This is a genomic window from Niallia sp. Man26 (genome assembly GCF_022049065.2).
GTDB lineage: Bacteria > Bacillota > Bacilli > Bacillales > Cytobacillaceae > Niallia.
This window is the reverse complement of record NZ_CP095744.1, coordinates 567,633-585,014: the sequence shown is the minus strand read 5'-3', so window position 1 is coordinate 585,014 and position 17,382 is coordinate 567,633. Positions and strand designations below refer to the sequence as shown.

Annotated in this window: 14 protein-coding genes and 1 riboswitch; of the genes, 11 read left to right on the top strand and 3 right to left on the bottom strand. The window is 39.9% G+C overall.

Translation table 11 applies throughout. The annotated features are described in order from the left end of the window. The first annotated feature begins 10 nt into the window (after positions 1 to 10). The 4 genes from kdpB (at position 11) to L8T27_RS22365 (ending at position 4,315) form a co-directional block, all read left to right on the top strand. On the top strand, positions 11 to 2,065 hold the full coding sequence (gene kdpB, locus L8T27_RS22380) for a potassium-transporting ATPase subunit KdpB (RefSeq protein WP_237943080.1): 2,055 nt from the start codon (positions 11 to 13) through the stop codon (positions 2,063 to 2,065). Positions 2,066 to 2,092: 27 nt separating this feature from the next. Continuing rightward, positions 2,093 to 2,656 (top strand): potassium-transporting ATPase subunit KdpC, encoded by a 564-nt coding sequence (gene kdpC / locus L8T27_RS22375; RefSeq protein ID WP_233314949.1) that lies wholly within the window; start codon positions 2,093 to 2,095, stop codon positions 2,654 to 2,656. Positions 2,657 to 2,723: 67 nt separating this feature from the next. Next, positions 2,724 to 3,896, top strand: a complete 1,173-nt coding sequence (kdpDN, locus tag L8T27_RS22370) for a KdpD-like non-kinase potassium sensor (protein ID WP_282581467.1) — start codon at positions 2,724 to 2,726, stop codon at positions 3,894 to 3,896. Next, the gene (locus L8T27_RS22365) at positions 3,893 to 4,315 is read left to right on the top strand and encodes a CBS domain-containing protein (protein WP_233314950.1); all 423 of its coding nucleotides are present in this window, start codon (positions 3,893 to 3,895) and stop codon (positions 4,313 to 4,315) included. Before kdpDN ends, L8T27_RS22365 begins: the two co-directional genes overlap by 4 nt. Positions 4,316 to 4,356: 41 nt before the next feature. Here L8T27_RS22365 and L8T27_RS22360 read toward each other — a convergent pair whose 3' ends face one another. Further along, a complete protein-coding gene (locus L8T27_RS22360) occupies positions 4,357 to 5,553 on the bottom strand; it encodes an ornithine--oxo-acid transaminase (RefSeq protein WP_233314951.1) in 1,197 nt (398 codons plus the stop codon). Positions 5,554 to 5,838: 285 nt separating this feature from the next. On the opposite strand from L8T27_RS22360, the gene L8T27_RS22355 reads away from it, so the two are divergent. Continuing rightward, positions 5,839 to 6,576: an IclR family transcriptional regulator gene (locus L8T27_RS22355; RefSeq protein WP_237943078.1), complete on the top strand. Its 738-nt coding sequence runs from the start codon at positions 5,839 to 5,841 to the stop codon at positions 6,574 to 6,576. A gap of 71 nt (positions 6,577 to 6,647) precedes the next feature. Further along, positions 6,648 to 8,312, top strand: coding sequence for a M20/M25/M40 family metallo-hydrolase (locus L8T27_RS22350; RefSeq protein WP_237943076.1), 1,665 nt, complete (start codon positions 6,648 to 6,650; stop codon positions 8,310 to 8,312). A gap of 8 nt (positions 8,313 to 8,320) precedes the next feature. On the opposite strand, the gene L8T27_RS22345 is transcribed toward L8T27_RS22350, so the two are convergent. Both L8T27_RS22345 and L8T27_RS22340 read right to left on the bottom strand, forming a co-directional pair. Next, positions 8,321 to 8,794 (bottom strand): CBO0543 family protein, encoded by a 474-nt coding sequence (locus L8T27_RS22345; protein WP_233314954.1) that lies wholly within the window; start codon positions 8,792 to 8,794, stop codon positions 8,321 to 8,323. A gap of 107 nt (positions 8,795 to 8,901) precedes the next feature. Further along, entirely contained in the window at positions 8,902 to 10,104 is a 1,203-nt protein-coding gene (locus tag L8T27_RS22340) for a CynX/NimT family MFS transporter (protein ID WP_237943074.1), read from the bottom strand. A 292-nt stretch (positions 10,105 to 10,396) separates the two neighbouring features. Further along, positions 10,397 to 10,498, top strand: a riboswitch (SAM riboswitch). Between the two features lie 76 nt (positions 10,499 to 10,574). Between L8T27_RS22340 and mmuP the strand changes: the two genes are divergently transcribed. The 5 genes from mmuP (at position 10,575) to L8T27_RS22315 (ending at position 17,363) form a co-directional block, all read left to right on the top strand. Further along, positions 10,575 to 11,981, top strand: a complete 1,407-nt coding sequence (gene mmuP / locus L8T27_RS22335) for an S-methylmethionine permease (protein WP_237943072.1) — start codon at positions 10,575 to 10,577, stop codon at positions 11,979 to 11,981. Further along, positions 11,956 to 12,894: a homocysteine S-methyltransferase gene (gene mmuM / locus L8T27_RS22330; RefSeq protein WP_237943070.1), complete on the top strand. Its 939-nt coding sequence runs from the start codon at positions 11,956 to 11,958 to the stop codon at positions 12,892 to 12,894. Before mmuP ends, mmuM begins: the two co-directional genes overlap by 26 nt. An 800-nt stretch (positions 12,895 to 13,694) precedes the next feature. Beyond that, positions 13,695 to 14,816 (top strand): CdaR family transcriptional regulator, encoded by a 1,122-nt coding sequence (locus L8T27_RS22325; RefSeq protein WP_237943066.1) that lies wholly within the window; start codon positions 13,695 to 13,697, stop codon positions 14,814 to 14,816. Positions 14,817 to 14,939: 123 nt separating this feature from the next. Continuing rightward, positions 14,940 to 16,208, top strand: a complete 1,269-nt coding sequence (locus L8T27_RS22320; RefSeq protein WP_237943065.1) for a GntP family permease — start codon at positions 14,940 to 14,942, stop codon at positions 16,206 to 16,208. Between the two features lie 24 nt (positions 16,209 to 16,232). Beyond that, positions 16,233 to 17,363, top strand: a complete 1,131-nt coding sequence (locus tag L8T27_RS22315; RefSeq protein ID WP_233314960.1) for a glycerate kinase — start codon at positions 16,233 to 16,235, stop codon at positions 17,361 to 17,363. The last annotated feature ends 19 nt before the right edge of the window (positions 17,364 to 17,382 follow it).

The following is a 17,382-nucleotide window of genomic DNA, read 5'->3' as shown; positions in this document are numbered from 1 at the left end:
GGGTTAAATAATGAATTTACAAGAGGAAGTACAAATTCAGAAAGAAACAGCCTTAATGAATAATGATATTATCAAACATGCTATGAAGGATTCCTTCCTAAAGCTACATCCTAAGCTTATGGTGAAAAATCCAATAATGTTTATTGTGGAATTAGGATTCTTTATCACTTTCATTCTTTCCTTTTTTCCTAATATATTAGGAGCACATGAAAGTGATCGCTGGTTTACTATCACTGTTTCTATCATTCTGTTATTCACCGTCTTGTTTGCAAATTTTGCAGAGTCCATTGCAGAGGGAAGAGGAAAGGCACAGGCCAATGCGCTTAAGACTTCCAAGACAGATGTGTTTGCTAACCTGCTTATTAACGGCAGCATCATGCAAGTTCCGTCTTCCAGCTTAAAAAAAGGGGATATCGTTCTAGTTAAACAAGGAGAAATGATACCTGGTGACGGGGAAGTGATTCAAGGGTTGGCATCTGTTGATGAATCGGCAATTACAGGTGAATCAGCACCTGTGCTGAAAGAAGCTGGAGGAGATTTTAATTCGGTAACAGGTGGAACACTTGTCGTCAGTGATGAAATAAAAGTGAAAATAACAAGCAATCCTGGCGAGTCCTTTTTAGATAAAATGATCTCATTAGTCGAAGGTGCAGAACGGCAAAAAACACCGAATGAAATTGCTTTAAACACGGTGTTAATCAGCTTAACACTTATCTTCCTATTCGTTGTCATGACATTGCCATTCTTTACAAACTACTTAGGCTTTCAGCTGCAAGTGCCTGTTCTTATTGCCTTGCTTGTTTGCTTAATTCCCACAACAATTGGTGGGCTTCTTTCTGCAATTGGAATCGCAGGGATGGACAGGGTGACCAAATTTAATGTTCTGGCAATGTCGGGTAAGGCAGTCGAGGCAGCTGGAGATATTAACACTATCATTTTAGATAAAACAGGCACCATCACCTTTGGGAACAGGATGGCAAGTGAATTTGTGCCAACTGGCAATACGAATAAGAATACGCTTTATAAGTGGATTGCCGCAAGCTCTGTTAAGGATGAAACCCCAGAAGGGCGCTCGGTTCTGGAATTGTTGGAAAAGGAAGGCTATGCAATTGATTTATCCTTGGCAGCCGGAGCAGATATAGTTGAATTTAAAGCTGATACAAGAATGAGCGGGTTAAATCTGCCTGATGGCAGACTTGTTCGCAAAGGGGCAGTCGACGCAATAAAACAATGGGCTGTTTCAAACGGCGGCAATGTGCCAGAAGATTTGGACAGAAAAGCAAATAAAATAGCCCAAGCAGGAGGCACTCCATTAGCAGTGGCAATCGACAACCAAATTATTGGGCTTATTTATTTAAAAGATACCGTTAAACCAGGGATGAGAGAAAGATTTGACGAACTGCGGCGGATGGGCATCAAATCAATTATGTGTACTGGCGACAATCCATTAACTGCAGCAACGATTGCCAAAGAAGCAGGTGTGGATGAGTTTATTGCTGAATGTAAGCCTGAAGATAAAATCGCAGTAATAAAGCATGAACAAGCAAAAGGGAAATTAGTAGCTATGACTGGAGATGGCACGAATGATGCGCCTGCACTGGCACAAGCGGATGTTGGTTTGGCGATGAACAGTGGCACAACTGCAGCAAAAGAAGCTGCTAATATGGTTGATTTAGACTCTAATCCTACTAAATTGATTGAAGTAGTTAGCATTGGCAAACAGCTATTAATGACAAGAGGTGCCTTGACTACTTTCAGCATCGCCAATGATATTGCGAAGTACTTTGCGATAGTGCCTGCGATGTTTATGCTGGCAATCCCTGAGGTCAGTGCGTTAAATATTATGGGACTTCACTCGCCAGTTACAGCTATTCTGTCAGCATTGATCTTCAATGCAATCATTATTCCGCTCCTCATTCCACTGGCAATGAAGGGGATAGAATATAAACCAATGAGTTCAGATGCACTATTAAGAAAGAACCTGTTTATTTACGGAGCAGGAGGTGTGATTGTTCCATTCATTGGAATAAAGGTAATAGATATATTAATTTCGTTCGTAATATAACAGTTACGGAAGGAAAGGGATGAAACCATGTTTGCAACCGTTGCAAGAACAAGCTTATTATTTATGCTTATTTGCGGAGTGATTTACCCATTAGCAGTTACTGGTATTGCTGCTGTTTTGCTGCCAGAACAGGCAAATGGCAGTCTCGTCTACAATAACGAAGGGAAAGTGATTGGCTCTGAGTTAATTGGACAGTCTTTTGCTGATGAGGGCTTCTTTCATTCAAGAGTTTCAAGTATTGATTATGATGCTTCTAGTTCTGGGACAAATAACTATGCTCCAACAAATGAGGAAATGCTTGAACGAACAAAAGCGTCTATTACAGAATGGCAGTCTGAGAATCCAGATGTATCATTAAAAAGCTTGCCCATCGACTTAATAACAAATTCTGGATCGGGACTTGATCCGCATATTACTCCAAAAGCGGCATTAGCACAAATTAATAGAGTTGCTGAACATACTAATGTACCGAAGTCAGAGCTGAAAAGCTTGATTGAACGTCACACAGAAGAAAAGGAATGGGGATTGTTCGGAGAGGAAAGAGTAAATGTGCTTAAACTTAATATATCATTAATGGAATTGACCTCTTAATATTTTCCAAGCTTCCTGCTGCTAAAAGGGCAGGGAGCTTGCTTAAAGAAAGGAGCTAGGAATAAATGTGAAGGAAAATCATCCATATTTCAGAAGAAAGACAGCGGAAGAAATTTTAGCAGAAATGGATAAGGAAGGAAGGGGTAAGCTAAAGCTGTATATAGGAGCAGCGCCTGGTGTTGGAAAAAGCTACAGAATGCTGCAGGACGCAAACGAACTGCGTAAAGAAGGTAAGGATATTGTTATTGGCCTGATAGAAACACATAACAGAGCAGAAACAAAAAAACAGATTGGCGTGCTTGAAACGGTTCCGCTCCTTGAATTGAACTATAAAGGCAAGGTATTTTATGAAGTGAATATTCCTGGAATTCTGAAAAGAGCTCCAGACATCGTCATCATTGATGAACTCGCCCACTCGAATATAGCTGGATCAAAAAATCGGAAAAGATATATGGATGTAGAAGAAATATTGGCAGCAGGCATTGATGTCTATTCTGCCGTCAATATTCAGCATTTGGAAAGTGTCCATGATATTGTCGCCAATATTACAGGAGTAAAGGTAAACGAAAGGCTGCCTGACCTTTTTATCAATAAAGCAAATGAAATTCAGCTAATCGATATTTCTCCACCAGAATTAAGAAAAAGGCTCCAGGATGGCAAGGTATATGATAGTCCTAAAATTCAGCAAAGCCTACAAAACTTCTTTACAGAGGAAAATCTTTATGCGTTAAGAGAGCTTGCGTTAAGAGAGGTGGCTGATGACGTAGATGGAAAAATCGAAGAGAATAATGGCCATCTATATCAAGGGCCAATCGGTCTCCAAGAAAAAATCCTAGTTTGCGTACAGTATAGCCAAACTGCAGAAAAGCTTATTAGAAGAGGCTGGAGAATGGCAAACCGCCTAAAGGCGAAGCTGTATGTACTGCATGTAACAGACAGCAAAGAGCAGGATATGCCACAGTGGAAACAAGAAAAAATCACAGCATGGAGGGAATTAGCCCTGCAATTCGGTGCCGAATTTCTGTTGAAAAACAAAAGAATGCAAAAGCCTGCTCATATTATCGTAGAAGCGGCGAATGAACATTTTATTACACAAATATTGCTGGGACAATCTGCACGAACAAGATGGGAAGAAATCAAAAAAGGTTCCATCGTCAATGAAATAATGAGACAAACAACAAATATTGATATTCATATAGTTGCAGACAGCAAACCAATCAGAAAGGACAAAAGCCAATGAATGTTGCCTTTTTTCTCATACCAAAACACGAAGTTGCATTCGTATTCCAGCATTGGACAATGAGGCAGGTTATGGAGAAGATGGAGTATCACCGCTACAGTGCCGTTCCAATCCTTGATAAAGCTGGCCGCTACTTGGGCACTGTAACAGAAGGTGATCTGTTATGGAAAATGAAAAATACTGGAAATCTTGACTTCCAACATACTAATGAGGTGAAACTTCAAGACGTACCTCTTCACGCTAGTAATGAAGCGATAGCTGTGAACAGTGAGATAGAAGCAATCGTCAGCACGTTACTAGAACAAAACTTCGTTCCAGTAGTCGATGATTCTGGTGTTTTTATCGGAATTATTAGACGGAGAGAAGTGATACAATGGCTTTCGGAGGAGAGCGGGAATGTGTGGAGGAAGAGAAACTGATTAGGAATGTCCTAATCAGTTTCGTGACTTAATCTATTCTATTATTCTGCAGCAAATACTTTAGTAATTCTCTCCATTGCCCAATCAAGCTCCTCCTTCGTAATAACAAGGGGCGGAGCAAACCGGATGACGGTATGATGTGTTTCTTTGCAAAGCAATCCTAGCTCCTTCAACTTCTCACAAAAAGGTCTAGCTTCTTCATGTAATTCCATGCCGATAAATAGTCCTCTGCCTCTTACTTCTTTAATGACAGAACAATTTAACCCTTGAAGTTTGGCAAGAAAATAAGTACCGAGTTGTTGAGATCGGTCTGCGAGCTGTTCGTCCTCTATAACTTCTAATGATGCAATCGATACGGCACAAGCAAGCGGATTTCCGCCAAATGTTGATCCGTGTGAACCAGGATTAAAGACGCCAAGAATGTCCTTATTGGCAACAACACAGGAGATAGGAAATACCCCGCCTCCTAGAGCTTTTCCTAATATGAGCATGTCTGGCTCGATATCCTCCCACTCATAAGCAAACAGCTTTCCTGTTCTGCCGAGTCCGACTTGAATTTCATCTGCGATAAAGAGAACATTATGCTGCTTACATAATTCAAAGGCAGCTTTCATAAAGCCGGGAGGGGGAAGGATAATTCCTGCTTCACCTTGTATTGGTTCAATTAAGAATGCTGCTGTATTAGGTGTAATCGCTTCTTTTAAACTATTTAAATCACCGTATGAAATGAGCTTGATACCAGGCAGCAAAGGACCGAACCCGCGCCTGTACTCTGCTTCGGAAGATAGAGACACAGCTGCCATTGTGCGCCCGTGAAAATTCCCAGAGCATGCAATTATTTCCGCTGAATTTTCATCTACACCTTTAACATCATATGCCCAGCGCCGTGCAGCTTTAATAGCCGTTTCGACAGCCTCTGCACCGGTATTCATCGGCAGAGCCATATCTTTTTTTGTCAGTTTGCACAGCTTTTCATACCACGGGCCAAGCTGAGTATGATGAAAAGCCCTGGAAGTCAAGGTAACTTTATCTGCTTGATTCTTTAAAGCAGCAATGATTTTCGGATGGCAATGTCCTTGGTTTACAGCTGAATAAGCACTAAGCATATCCATATACTTGTTTTTCTCAGGGTCCTCCACCCACACTCCTTCTCCTTTTTCGATGACAATCGGCAGGGGATGATAATTATTTGCTCCGAATTCTTCACTTTGTCTAATAAATTTTTCTGACATAGACATAAGGATTCCTCCAATCATTAGGTGGTTTTCGAAACGAAAGTTTATATCATATCGTGTATGGTACGTACATAAAATAAGTTATCACTTTCCGCATTATGGAAACTTCATCTATAATTTGGAAACTTAATTTTATTGTCAAATAATTATGAGATTATGTCAATGGGTCTTCTGGTTAAATTTCTTATTATTCATACTTTTGTAAAAATTATATTGCAGAATGTATTTCAGTCTGCTACATTGATGGTGTAAAAATATTTTATATGTCAAAAAAGAATGAAGGTTATTATGGTACAGTCTATTGATAGAGCAATGAGTATTATAAAGCTGCTTGCTTCTGATAATGGAGAATGGTGGTCGATTTCAGAAATTGCCTACAGTCTTAGTCTGCCTGTAAGTACAGTTCACCGCCTCTTAAATACGCTTATCCAGCATCAGCTAGTACTGCAAAATGCCGATACAAAGCATTATAAACTCGGCAGTTTATGGATGGAGATTGGTTTGCGCCAGCTCGAGAAGGCAGACTACCGAACGAAGGCGCGCGAAGTAATGGCAGAATTAGCACAGCAAGTGGAGGAAAGTATTTATTTTAATATCCGTGACGGAATGGAATCCATTATTATTGAACGAGTCGACAGTCCTACTAATGTTAGAATTATTGACAAAATCGGCTTGCGGATTCCGCTCTCAATTGGGGCGCCAAATAAAACGATTCTGGCAAATATGCCAGAAGAAGAAACGCAAAGAATCGTTAAGGAATTGCTTCCATCTTCTAAAGCAAAACAGAGTCAATTATTTGATCAATTGTCTTTAATAAAAGAACAAGGGTATGCGGTAAGCTATAGTGAAAGAACAGATGGCACAATATCTGTTGCAGCTCCCGTTTTAGATTTTAATCACCAGCTGGTAGGGGCAATCAGCATCGGAGTCGTCCAATATCGTGTTAGCGAAGAACGTTTATCCTACTTAATTCATTGTATAAAGAAAGCGGCAAAAGAAATTTCTACAGCATTAGGCAGAACCTGAAGTCAGCGGGTTCTGTCCATTTTTATATAGTTAATGGAAACAAATTTCATCATATGGAAAAGAGGGCTAACATGGAAAAATGGAACACAAAAGAGCAATTAGTCGACCTTTTATGCAAGCTTGTCAATATACCTAGTATTACAGGCTCTGACGCAGAAAAAATTCTTCCTGACTTTGTCGTAAATGAGCTAAGAAGCTTAGATTATTTTCAGAAACATCCAGATCATCTTCAAAAAAATCCAACAGGAGATGGCAGAAATTTTGTTACAGGCCTTGTGAAAAATCAACTTCCAACAAAAAAGACAGTAATTCTGATCAGCCATTTTGACGTTGTTGATGTGCAGGACTACGGCAGATGGAAGGAACATGCTTTTGATCCGAAGAAACTAACAGAAATTTTTCAGTTGCATAAGGAAGAACTTCCACAACAAGTCAAGAATGATATGGAAACAGGAAATTGGTTATTCGGCAGGGGAACGATGGATATGAAATGTGGATTGGCCCTTCATATGTCGATGATTGAAAAAGCATGTAATGGAGAGTTTGAAGGCAATATCTTGTTAGTGACAGTTCCTGATGAAGAAGTAAATTCAATTGGAATGAGAGCAGCAGTTCCAATATTGCTGGAACTTGCTGAAGAATATGACTTGGAATATGTGACTGTTTTGAACGGTGAGCCGATGTTTATGAGATATCCTGGTGACAATAATAAGTATATTTATACAGGATCCATCGGCAAGCTGTTGCCAGGTTTCCTTTGCTACGGCAAAGAAACACATGTCGGCGAACCTTTTGCCGGGTTGAATGCAAACTATATGGTATCTCTATTAACAGAAGAAATCGAACTGAATACCGATTTATGTGAAATAGTAGAAGGTGAAACGACACCGCCGCCAACTAACTTAATTCAGTATGGCATCAAAAAAGATTATTCTGTGCAAATACCGCATCGCGCTGTTACGTTATTTAATCTGTTTTTATTAGAAAAGAAAATGGATGATGTGGTGCAGTTACTCATGGAGAAAGCCGGCAATGCAGCTGCTAAAATAACAAAATCCTATTCATTGCAAGCCGCCGAGTTTGCTAAATATACTCCCTTTTCGCCGCCTAGAATGAATGTTTCTGTATTAACATATGATGAGCTTAGTCAATATGCAGTAACGAAGTATGGAAAAGAAAGTGTAGAAAGCATCCATACCTCGATTTTGCAAAACAGGGGAGAAATGGATGACAGAGAAGCAACCATTGAGATGGTCGATAAACTAGCGATACTATGCAAAGAACTTGCCCCTATGATCATCGTGTTTTTTGCGCCACCCTTTTATCCTGCTATTAGTTCCTATAAACATCCATTAATAACTACAGTTGTTCAGCAAATACAGACATACGGAACAGCTGCTCACGGCATAGATTTTGAAAAACGAAATTACTTTAACGGTATATCCGACCTAAGTTATGCTGGTTTGCAATATCCAGCAGAATCGATGATATCACTTACAGCCAATATGCCAATTTGGGAGAGAGGTTACACAGTCCCTCTTAGAGAATTAGAGCTGCTAAATGTACCTGTATTGAATATCGGGCCGGTCGGATTTGATGCCCATCAGTGGACAGAACGATTAGATATTGATTATGCCTTTGATATATTAAAGGATATTCTTGTTGACAGTATAACTACTTTATTTACAGAGGCATATATTTCTGCTTCACCGAAAGAGAATAATACACTTGACTAATTACTAGCTTATGCTTTTTCAACTTTACGAACAATCGATATAAAGGTTCGAACAAATAAGAAGGTAAACGCAATCGAAAGGAAACTGAAAGAAGAATTCCAGCCTTTTTTATATTGGACCAGCTTTGTATGCTTCTCGATAAAATGTTCTGCAACTGCAGAAGGAAGACTAAAAAGCAGACATTTAAACAATATTCCCGGCAATCTTGAATTTTTTGTTGCTTGATTGTAATAAACACAAGTGACAGGAAAGATCAGGTAGCTGAAAAGCACACTAATATCAAAAGATTTGAAAATCCTGACAGGGTATGTAATATAGCCTTTTTTGACAACGAGGTAATCTAAGATTGATGCAATATAGCTTTTAAACAAAAAGATAATCAGCCAGTCCTTTAAAAGTGGTTTTCTAATCAGGTTTAAGAAAAAGCCAATACTGACAACAAATAAAATTCGTAAAAAAATAAGTTCATTTCGTTTAGACATTGCTTTCTCCTTTGGTTTTTTCTTAGTTTGTCCGTATGAATTACAATTATTTACTATAAAATACTAAAAAAACGGTACACAATAATGTGCACCGTTTTTTATAAAAATTATATATGTCTATCCCGACCTGACAAAATCCCAAATATTGTCACAATCCCTGCAATAATGATTAATAGCACGATTGGGATTGACCAAACATGTGTCCAATCAAACAAGGAACCGATAAATAGTGGGCCAACAGCAGCTAAGATATAACCTGTTGATTGGGCCATCCCAGACAGTTCTGCTGCCTGTTTAGCATTTTGAGAACGGAAGCCGATTAAGCTGAGAGCTAATGGGAAAATTCCGCCAAGTGCCAAACCGATTAGGATGATACTGATAACTAGGATTGGATAGTGATCTGCACTAAACAGAAGACCGCTGTATCCTAAAATAGCACAAATGCCTAAACCGCAGGCAATCAACGACTGGGAACGAAGACGGCTTGCTATAAACGGGATGAAAAAGCTTGCAGGTAAACCTACCAGCTGCGTAAAGGACAGCATCCAGCCTGCAGTTTCAAGACTCATTCCATAACTATGCAGGATTTCTGGCAGCCAAGAGATGGTCACATAAAATAAAAACGACTGAAATCCCATGAACACGGCAATTTGCCATGCAATCGGTGATGACCAAACTTTTGTTGAGACTGGCTTTGCACCAGTAATGACCTCTTTATCTTCTCTATTGTATTTCAATAAATAGAACCATACAATAATCGCAGCAACTGCAGGAATTCCCCAAACCATTTGAGCACCTTGCCAGCCCAAGCCTTGTCCGTCAGCTAATGGGACACTTAATCCGGAAGCTAAAGACGCGAACACACCCATTGATGTGGAGTAAACGCTTGTCATTAACCCGAACTTTTCTGGGAATTTATCTTTAACAATGGCAGGGAGCAAAACATTGCCAATTGCAATCCCTATACCGACGAGCAGAGTACCGGCGAAAAGAAAGAACGTATAAGGAATTGACCTAGAGCATATGCCAGTCAATAAAATGATTAAACCGAGAAGCAATGTCTTTTCATTTGATAATCTGCTGGATATTTTAGGGACGAGGGGTGACATGACAGAAAACGTGATCAAGGGCAAGCTCATCAGCAAGCCAGAGCTCCAATGGGCTAGTCCAACATCTTCTTGTATGAAGCCGACAAGCGGTCCTAATGACGTAATTGCCGGTCGAAGGTTGAAAGCGACAAGCACGATGCCTGCAATAAGTAAATAAATAGAAATAGATTTGTTGTAATCAGATGATTTTGATAAGTCCATACTAGGTAACTCCTCTCAAATGTTGCAAACCTTATACAGTATAACATAAGAAAGCAAGTTTTTTTGAGAAGGAATTCACAGGATGTAAGAACTAATAGAATGATATAGCTACTTTTAAAAGAAAAAATTTTGCTGATTTTTGTTATTTCAAAATACTGCTTATACAATCCTCCATTTAGATAATAAGCATAATTACTCTTAAAAAAGAAATGTAAGAATAACTCTCTCGTAACTTAGTCAAAATTGCCCCTATTGACAATAATTTCATAGATTGTTAATGTAATAAAAATATTTCTTATCCAGAGAGGCGGAGGGACTGGCCCTATGAAGCCTCAGCAACAGGTCTTTTTGACACTGTGCTAATTCCAGTCGGGTGACTCCTGATAGATAAGAGCTTATGTTATTTATTAGTCAGCAGCGCACTCTATTTTAGGGTGTGTTTTTTTCTGGATATTTTAAGGAGAGTTAAGATGGAAAAGAACAAACAACAATTTCAGCGGAAAATGCAAACAAGACATTTAGTGATGCTGTCACTTGGAGGAGTAATTGGAACAGGACTCTTTTTAAGTTCAGGCTACACTATACAGCAGGCAGGTCCTATCGGTACAATACTGGCCTACCTCATTGGTGCGCTTGTTGTGTATCTAGTGATGCTGTGCTTAGGGGAGCTGGCTGTGCATATGCCAGAAACAGGAGCCTTCCACAGCTATGCCGCTAAATACATTAATCCAGCTACTGGTTATACAGTTGCCTGGTTGTACTGGCTAACGTGGACTGTTGCATTAGGATCAGAATTTACAGCTGCAGGACTTCTCATGCAGCGCTGGTTTCCAGCTGTTAATGTGTGGATTTGGAGCTTAGTATTTGCAATTTTAATTTTCATACTTAATATACTTACAGTCAGATTGTTTGCTGAATCTGAATTTTGGTTTTCCTCTATTAAAGTAATTGCCATTGCCCTTTTTATTATTTTAGGATTAGGAGCAGTGTTCGGGCTTATTCCAATGACTCATTCACAGTCTGCACCTCTGCTGAGTAATTTTACAAGTGGCAGTCTTTTCCCGAACGGTGCTGTCACGTTGTTTATGACGATGCTTGCTGTTAATTTTGCTTTTTCAGGAACAGAGTTAATTGGAATTGCCGCAGGTGAAACGGCAGATCCGCAAAAAAACGTCCCAAAAGCAATTCATACAACATTATGGCGTTTAATCATTTTCTTTGTTGGTACTATTTTTGTATTGTCTGCCCTATTGCCAGCATCCGAAGCCGGGGTGTTAGAAAGCCCATTTGTAACAGTGTTTGAGCGGATTGGAATTCCATATGCGGCAGATATCATGAACTTTGTAATCTTGACCGCCATTTTGTCTGCTGCTAATTCAGGCCTTTATGCAGCTTCGAGAATGCTCTGGTCACTTGCAGATAAAAATACAATTTCACCGAAGTTTAAAAAGCTGTCGAAAAAAGGGGTTCCAGTCTATGCCGTGATTTTCAGCATGTTGGGCGGAGGATTAGCGCTTTTATCAAGCATAGTAGCTCCAGATACAGTTTATATCGTGCTCGTGTCTATTTCTGGACTAGCTGTTGTCGCTGTTTGGATGAGCATTAGTGCTTCACAGTTTTTGTTCCGCAGACGCTTTATTAAAGAAGGAAACTCTGTCGACAGCTTAGTCTATCGCACACCGTTGTATCCATTTGTACCGATTGCTTCTTTCTTATTATGTCTTGCATCATGTATTGGTATTGCCTTTGACCCAACACAACGGATTGCCCTGTATTGCGGAATTCCATTTATCCTATTTTGCTATGTTAGCTTTTATGTAATGAAGAAATTAAAAAAAGGAGAAGTAAAGTATGTCGATCAGCAGCAATCCAATTAACAATATTTTATCAGATTATCCGCTGATGATTTTAGACGGAGCATTAGCGACAGAATTAGAAGCACATGGCTGTAATTTAGATGACCCGCTTTGGTCAGCAAGAGTGCTTTTAGAAAAGCCAGAGCTTATTTATCAAGTGCATACAGAATATTTTCGCGCAGGAGCAGATTGCGCCATCACCGCAAGCTATCAGGCCTCGATTGCAGGCTTTGCAGAAAGAGATATAAATGAAACAAAAGCAATAGAGTTGATAAAAAAATCCGTTGCTCTTGCCAGAAAGGCTAGAGATGACTTCTGGAAAGAGCACGAACAGTCAAACAGACCCAAGCCGTTAGTCGCTGCATCAGTCGGACCATATGGCGCATACTTGGCAGATGGATCTGAATATGTCGGGAACTATGATGTAACAAACAAAGTACTTACAGACTTTCATCGGAAAAGAATGATAGCATTAATGGAAGCAGGAGCTGATATTCTTGCATTTGAAACAATTCCCTCTTTGCAGGAAGCAACCGTACTGACTGAAATACTAAAGGAATTTCCGAATACATACGCCTGGCTTTCTTTCTCATTAAAAGATGAAACACAAATCAGTGACGGCACACCATTAAAGGATTGTGGCAGACAATTCACAGGACACGACCAAATTGCCGCCATCGGCTTTAATTGTGCATCAGCACAAATCATCACAGAAGCAATCAAAAATATAAAAGAAAGTACAAATAAACCAATAATTGTCTACCCAAATTCAGGCGAAACATACGACCCGACCACAAAAACTTGGCATGGCGAGGAAGCATGCGCAAGTTTAAGCCATAAAGAATGGTTTAAAACAGGAGCGAGCATTATCGGCGGCTGTTGCCGAACATCACCGCGGGATATTGCAGTAATTGCTAGAGAATTGCGGTATTGAATAATTCTGAGACTTGGATATAATCCAAGTCTTTTTTTATAAGGAAAGAGAAAATTTAAGTCTATAATTTATTTTAAATGGAGAGAAGTAAATTTGATAAGAGATAAATAATATAGTTTTTGTAAGTATATCTATAGTTATATATCTTTTTTATAGGGCATTTATATTATATTTTGAAGCGATAGGATAGTGGGTTGATATTCAGGTTGTACCAGCTGAAGATTTAAATTAAGATGTGATTAGAATGGTGAATAGAGGAGGTGTTTTTCATTTCAAAAATAGCATACAGTTCTTTTTGGAAACAAAGTACTTTAAGCTGCTTCATTGTATTGATTATAACTTTCTTTCTTCATGACTCCATACAAAATAATGTTGAATTTATTTTGATAGTAGATTTTCTTATATTTGCGGTAATCTTCTTTGTTTTGCATACGATTTTCTTTCTTGTTGCCCGTCCTAAAATTTCTTCCCACAAAAAATAATTACATCAATAATAAACACTTTTGTATTCAGAATAGTTATTCCTAAGTGAAATATAGTTTTTTTATTTCAAATAATATGGTGGGTGCCCTAATTTTTAGACTACATTAAGATTAGGGTGCTTTTTTATGGATATCGTTTGTTGCTAGTAAGAGGACCTACGTGATTATAAAGAAAAGGTTGCATTATATTTTTAATAAGATATTTAATAGAAAGAATAACTTAAAAAAATTAAGTGAAGTCAGAATAGACTGCTATGTTAAGATAAATATAATCTTAATAAAGAAGGATATCCTTTTGTACCAGAAAAGAGGGTTCAGATGAAATACTTAAACAAGGAGCTAGCACAGGAAATCGTCAATCGCACGATGACAATTATAAATTGGAATATTAATGTTATGAATGAAAAAGGGGTTATTATTGCTTCAGGGGATGAGGATAGAGTTGATTCTATCCATGAAGGTGCAGTAAAGGTAATCGAAACGCAGACTGGTTTTGAAATTGGTGTTACTGAAGCAGATAAGTTTCATGGGGTGAAAGCAGGTATAAACTTGCCGATTACTTTTCATGAAAAAGTTGTTGGTGTCATTGGGATAACGGGAGCACCTGAGGAAATCCGTAATTATGGAGAGCTTGTCAGAATGGCTGCCGAAATGATCATCCAGCAAGCCTTTTTAATGGAGGAAATGCAATGGGATGAGCGGTTAAAAGAAGAGCTTGTGACGATGCTGCTTAATGGACAGGAAGACTTTGATTCACTCTATTTTGACCGAGCTAGGCGGCTCGGCATGGACTTAACTATTCCAAGAACGGTAATAATTATGGCAGCAGATGATAATGCTAAAGTTTTTAAAACCATTCGTGCAAAGCTGTCAAAGGATGATTTATATGTTGTCCACCAACATTATATTATTCTATTAAAAAGGATTGTGTTAAAAAATGGCGTCTGGAATCAAGCAGCCACAAGAGCAGAGCTGGAGAGATGGATGTCTTATCTCGAAAAACAGGAAGAGCTGGCAGTCAAATTTTCTCTTGGAACATACTACAGCGGCTTGGAAGGGATACGTATTTCTTATCAGGAAGCTGTACATTCTTTAAAGGTTGGTAAAAAGCTAGATCCAGATAAGAACATCTATTCCTCAGAGGACAGAAAGCTGCCGATTTTTCTGTCGCAAGCAAAAGAACAGGGGCTAGATGTTAAGTTTGGTACCTATATCGAGAGGCTGAAGCAACAGGATAAAAAAGGGGAATTGCTTGAAACCTTGCTTATGTATGTAGAGGAAAATGGAGACGTGAACAAAGTGGCAGCAAGGCTGTTTATTCATCGCAATACACTTCGCTACCGTTTAGAGCGAATTAATGAGCTGACAGGTAAGGACCCGCGGAAAATAAAGGAGTTAGTAGAGCTTTATCTTTCTGTTCTTCAAAATCAACTTTCATAGACTTGTGCAAATGCACAAAAAAGCTTGGAGCTGCCAAGCTTTTTTTTATGGAATGAACGAAGAAAAACATTTAGGAAACGCTTACAATTATTAATAATTACAAACAAATGAGGAGGAGCTATTTTGGACATTCAAGTAAGTGCTTTAGGAGCAATTGTAGCACTTGTTGTAGCAATTGTATTAATACTGAAGAAAGTTTCTCCTGCTTATGGCATGATTGCCGGCGCCTTAGTCGGTGGACTAGTCGGAGGAGTAGATATAGCTAATACAGTTTTGTTAATGATAGAAGGTGCGGAGGGGATTATTCCTGCAGTGCTAAGAATTCTGGCAGCTGGGGTGCTTGCTGGTGTCTTGATTGAATCTGGTGCGGCCGCTGTTATCGCAGAAACGATTGTAAAAAAGCTGGGAGAAACAAGAGCGCTCCTCGCTTTATCATTAGCGACGATGATTTTGACCACAGTCGGTGTGTTTGTTGATGTTGCCGTTATTACAGTAGCACCGATTGCTTTGGCAATTGCTAAAAAGGCCGGCATTTCTAAAACCGCTATTTTGCTGGCAATGATTGGCGGAGGTAAGGCAGGGAATATCATGTCACCAAACCCGAACGCGATTGCTGCTTCGGATGCCTTTAATGTTCCGTTAACATCCATTATGGCTGCAGGTATCATTCCAGCTGTTTTCGGACTCGCCATTACCTATTTGCTTGCAAAAAGACTTGTCAAAAAAGGGTCAGTCGTCCAGTTAGCGGAAATTGACTCTCCTAACAGCATGGAGCTTCCATCCTTTTTAACAGCGATTGTGGCGCCGATTGTAACGATTTTGTTATTAGCATTACGGCCGCTATTTAATATTAGCATCGATCCAATGATTGCCTTGCCGGTTGGCGGAATAGTCGGTGCAATTGTGATGGGGAGAGGGAAAAAGATTAATGATTATGCTGTATCTGGCTTAGGAAAGATGTCCGGTGTTGCGATCATGCTGCTTGGAACAGGCACATTAGCAGGCATTATTGCTAATTCTGGTTTAAAGGATGTGCTAATTGATGGGTTAAATGTCCTTGGACTTCCAGGTTATGTGCTTGCACCTGTATCGGGAATTTTTATGTCGGCAGCAACTGCTTCTACTACTGCAGGAACAGCAGTGGCAAGCCAAGTGTTCAGTTCTACCATCCTTGACATGGGTGTGTCAGCCATTGCCGGTGCTGCAATGATTCATGCTGGTGCTACTGTTCTAGATCATCTTCCACACGGAAGTTTCTTCCATTCTACAGGCGGCAGTGTCAACATGGACATGAAGGAACGCCTAAAGCTATTGCCATATGAAACACTAGTGGGCTTAACATTAGCAATCATATCAACCCTTATTTATGGGGTGTTTAAACTATTTGGCTAAAAAATATAGAAAGGAGCAATAAAGATGAAGATTGTCCTTGCACCAGATTCCTTTAAAGAAAGCTTATCAGCATTACAGGTAGCAGAATCGCTTGAAAACGGCTTTAAGCAAGTATTTCCTGATGCTGAGTATGTGAAAGTGCCTATGGCTGATGGAGGAGAGGGTACTACGCAGTCATTAGTGGATGCAACAGGCGGAAGAATTATCACAAAAACAGTGACTGGCCCGTTAGGCGAGAAAGTAGAGGCGTTTTTCGGAATACTTGGTAATGAAACAACTGCAATAATCGAAATGGCGGCAGCCTCTGGGCTTTATTTAGTACCATCAGAAAAAAGAAATCCCCTTGTTACGACAACAAGAGGCACTGGTGAATTAATTGCCGCTGCACTTGAGCATAATGTCGACCATATTATTATCGGTATTGGCGGCAGTGCGACTAATGACGGGGGTGCTGGGATGGCAAGCGCGCTTGGTGCCCGTTTCCTTGATAAGAACGGTCAAAAATTAGAAGATGGCGGCGGTTTCCTCAGCAGTCTTGCTGCCATCGATTTATCGCATTTGGACTCAAGGTTAGCTGGTGTCAAAATCGAAGTGGCTTGCGATGTGGATAACCCCTTGATTGGTCCAAAAGGAGCTTCTGCCATCTTTGGTCCGCAGAAAGGTGCCACTCCTGAAATCGTGCACCAACTAGATGAAAACCTAGCTCATTATGCAGCAGTCATTGAACGAGAATTAGGCATAAAAATAGCTGAAGTACCTGGGGCAGGAGCAGCAGGCGGACTGGGCGGCGGTTTGCTGGCATTTATGCAAGCTGATTTGAAGCGCGGCGTCGACATTGTGATTGAAGCAACCCGGCTTTCTGAGCTTGTTGCTGATGCTGATTTAGTCCTTACAGGAGAAGGAAAAATAGACAGTCAGACGATTTTTGGGAAAACCCCAATCGGCGTCGCTAAGACTGCCAAAAAACATGGTGTCCCTGTAATAGCCATAGCTGGTAATGCTGCAAGTGACAGTGATGTTGTTCATGAACACGGCATTGACGCAGTCTTCAGCATCATTCCAGGTGTTATATCCTTACAGGAAGCATTTCAGAATGCAGAGGAATACGTGGAAAGAACAGCCCGGAATATTGCTGTTGTCTGGGGGATGAAATAAGAAAGGGGAGTCACCGTTG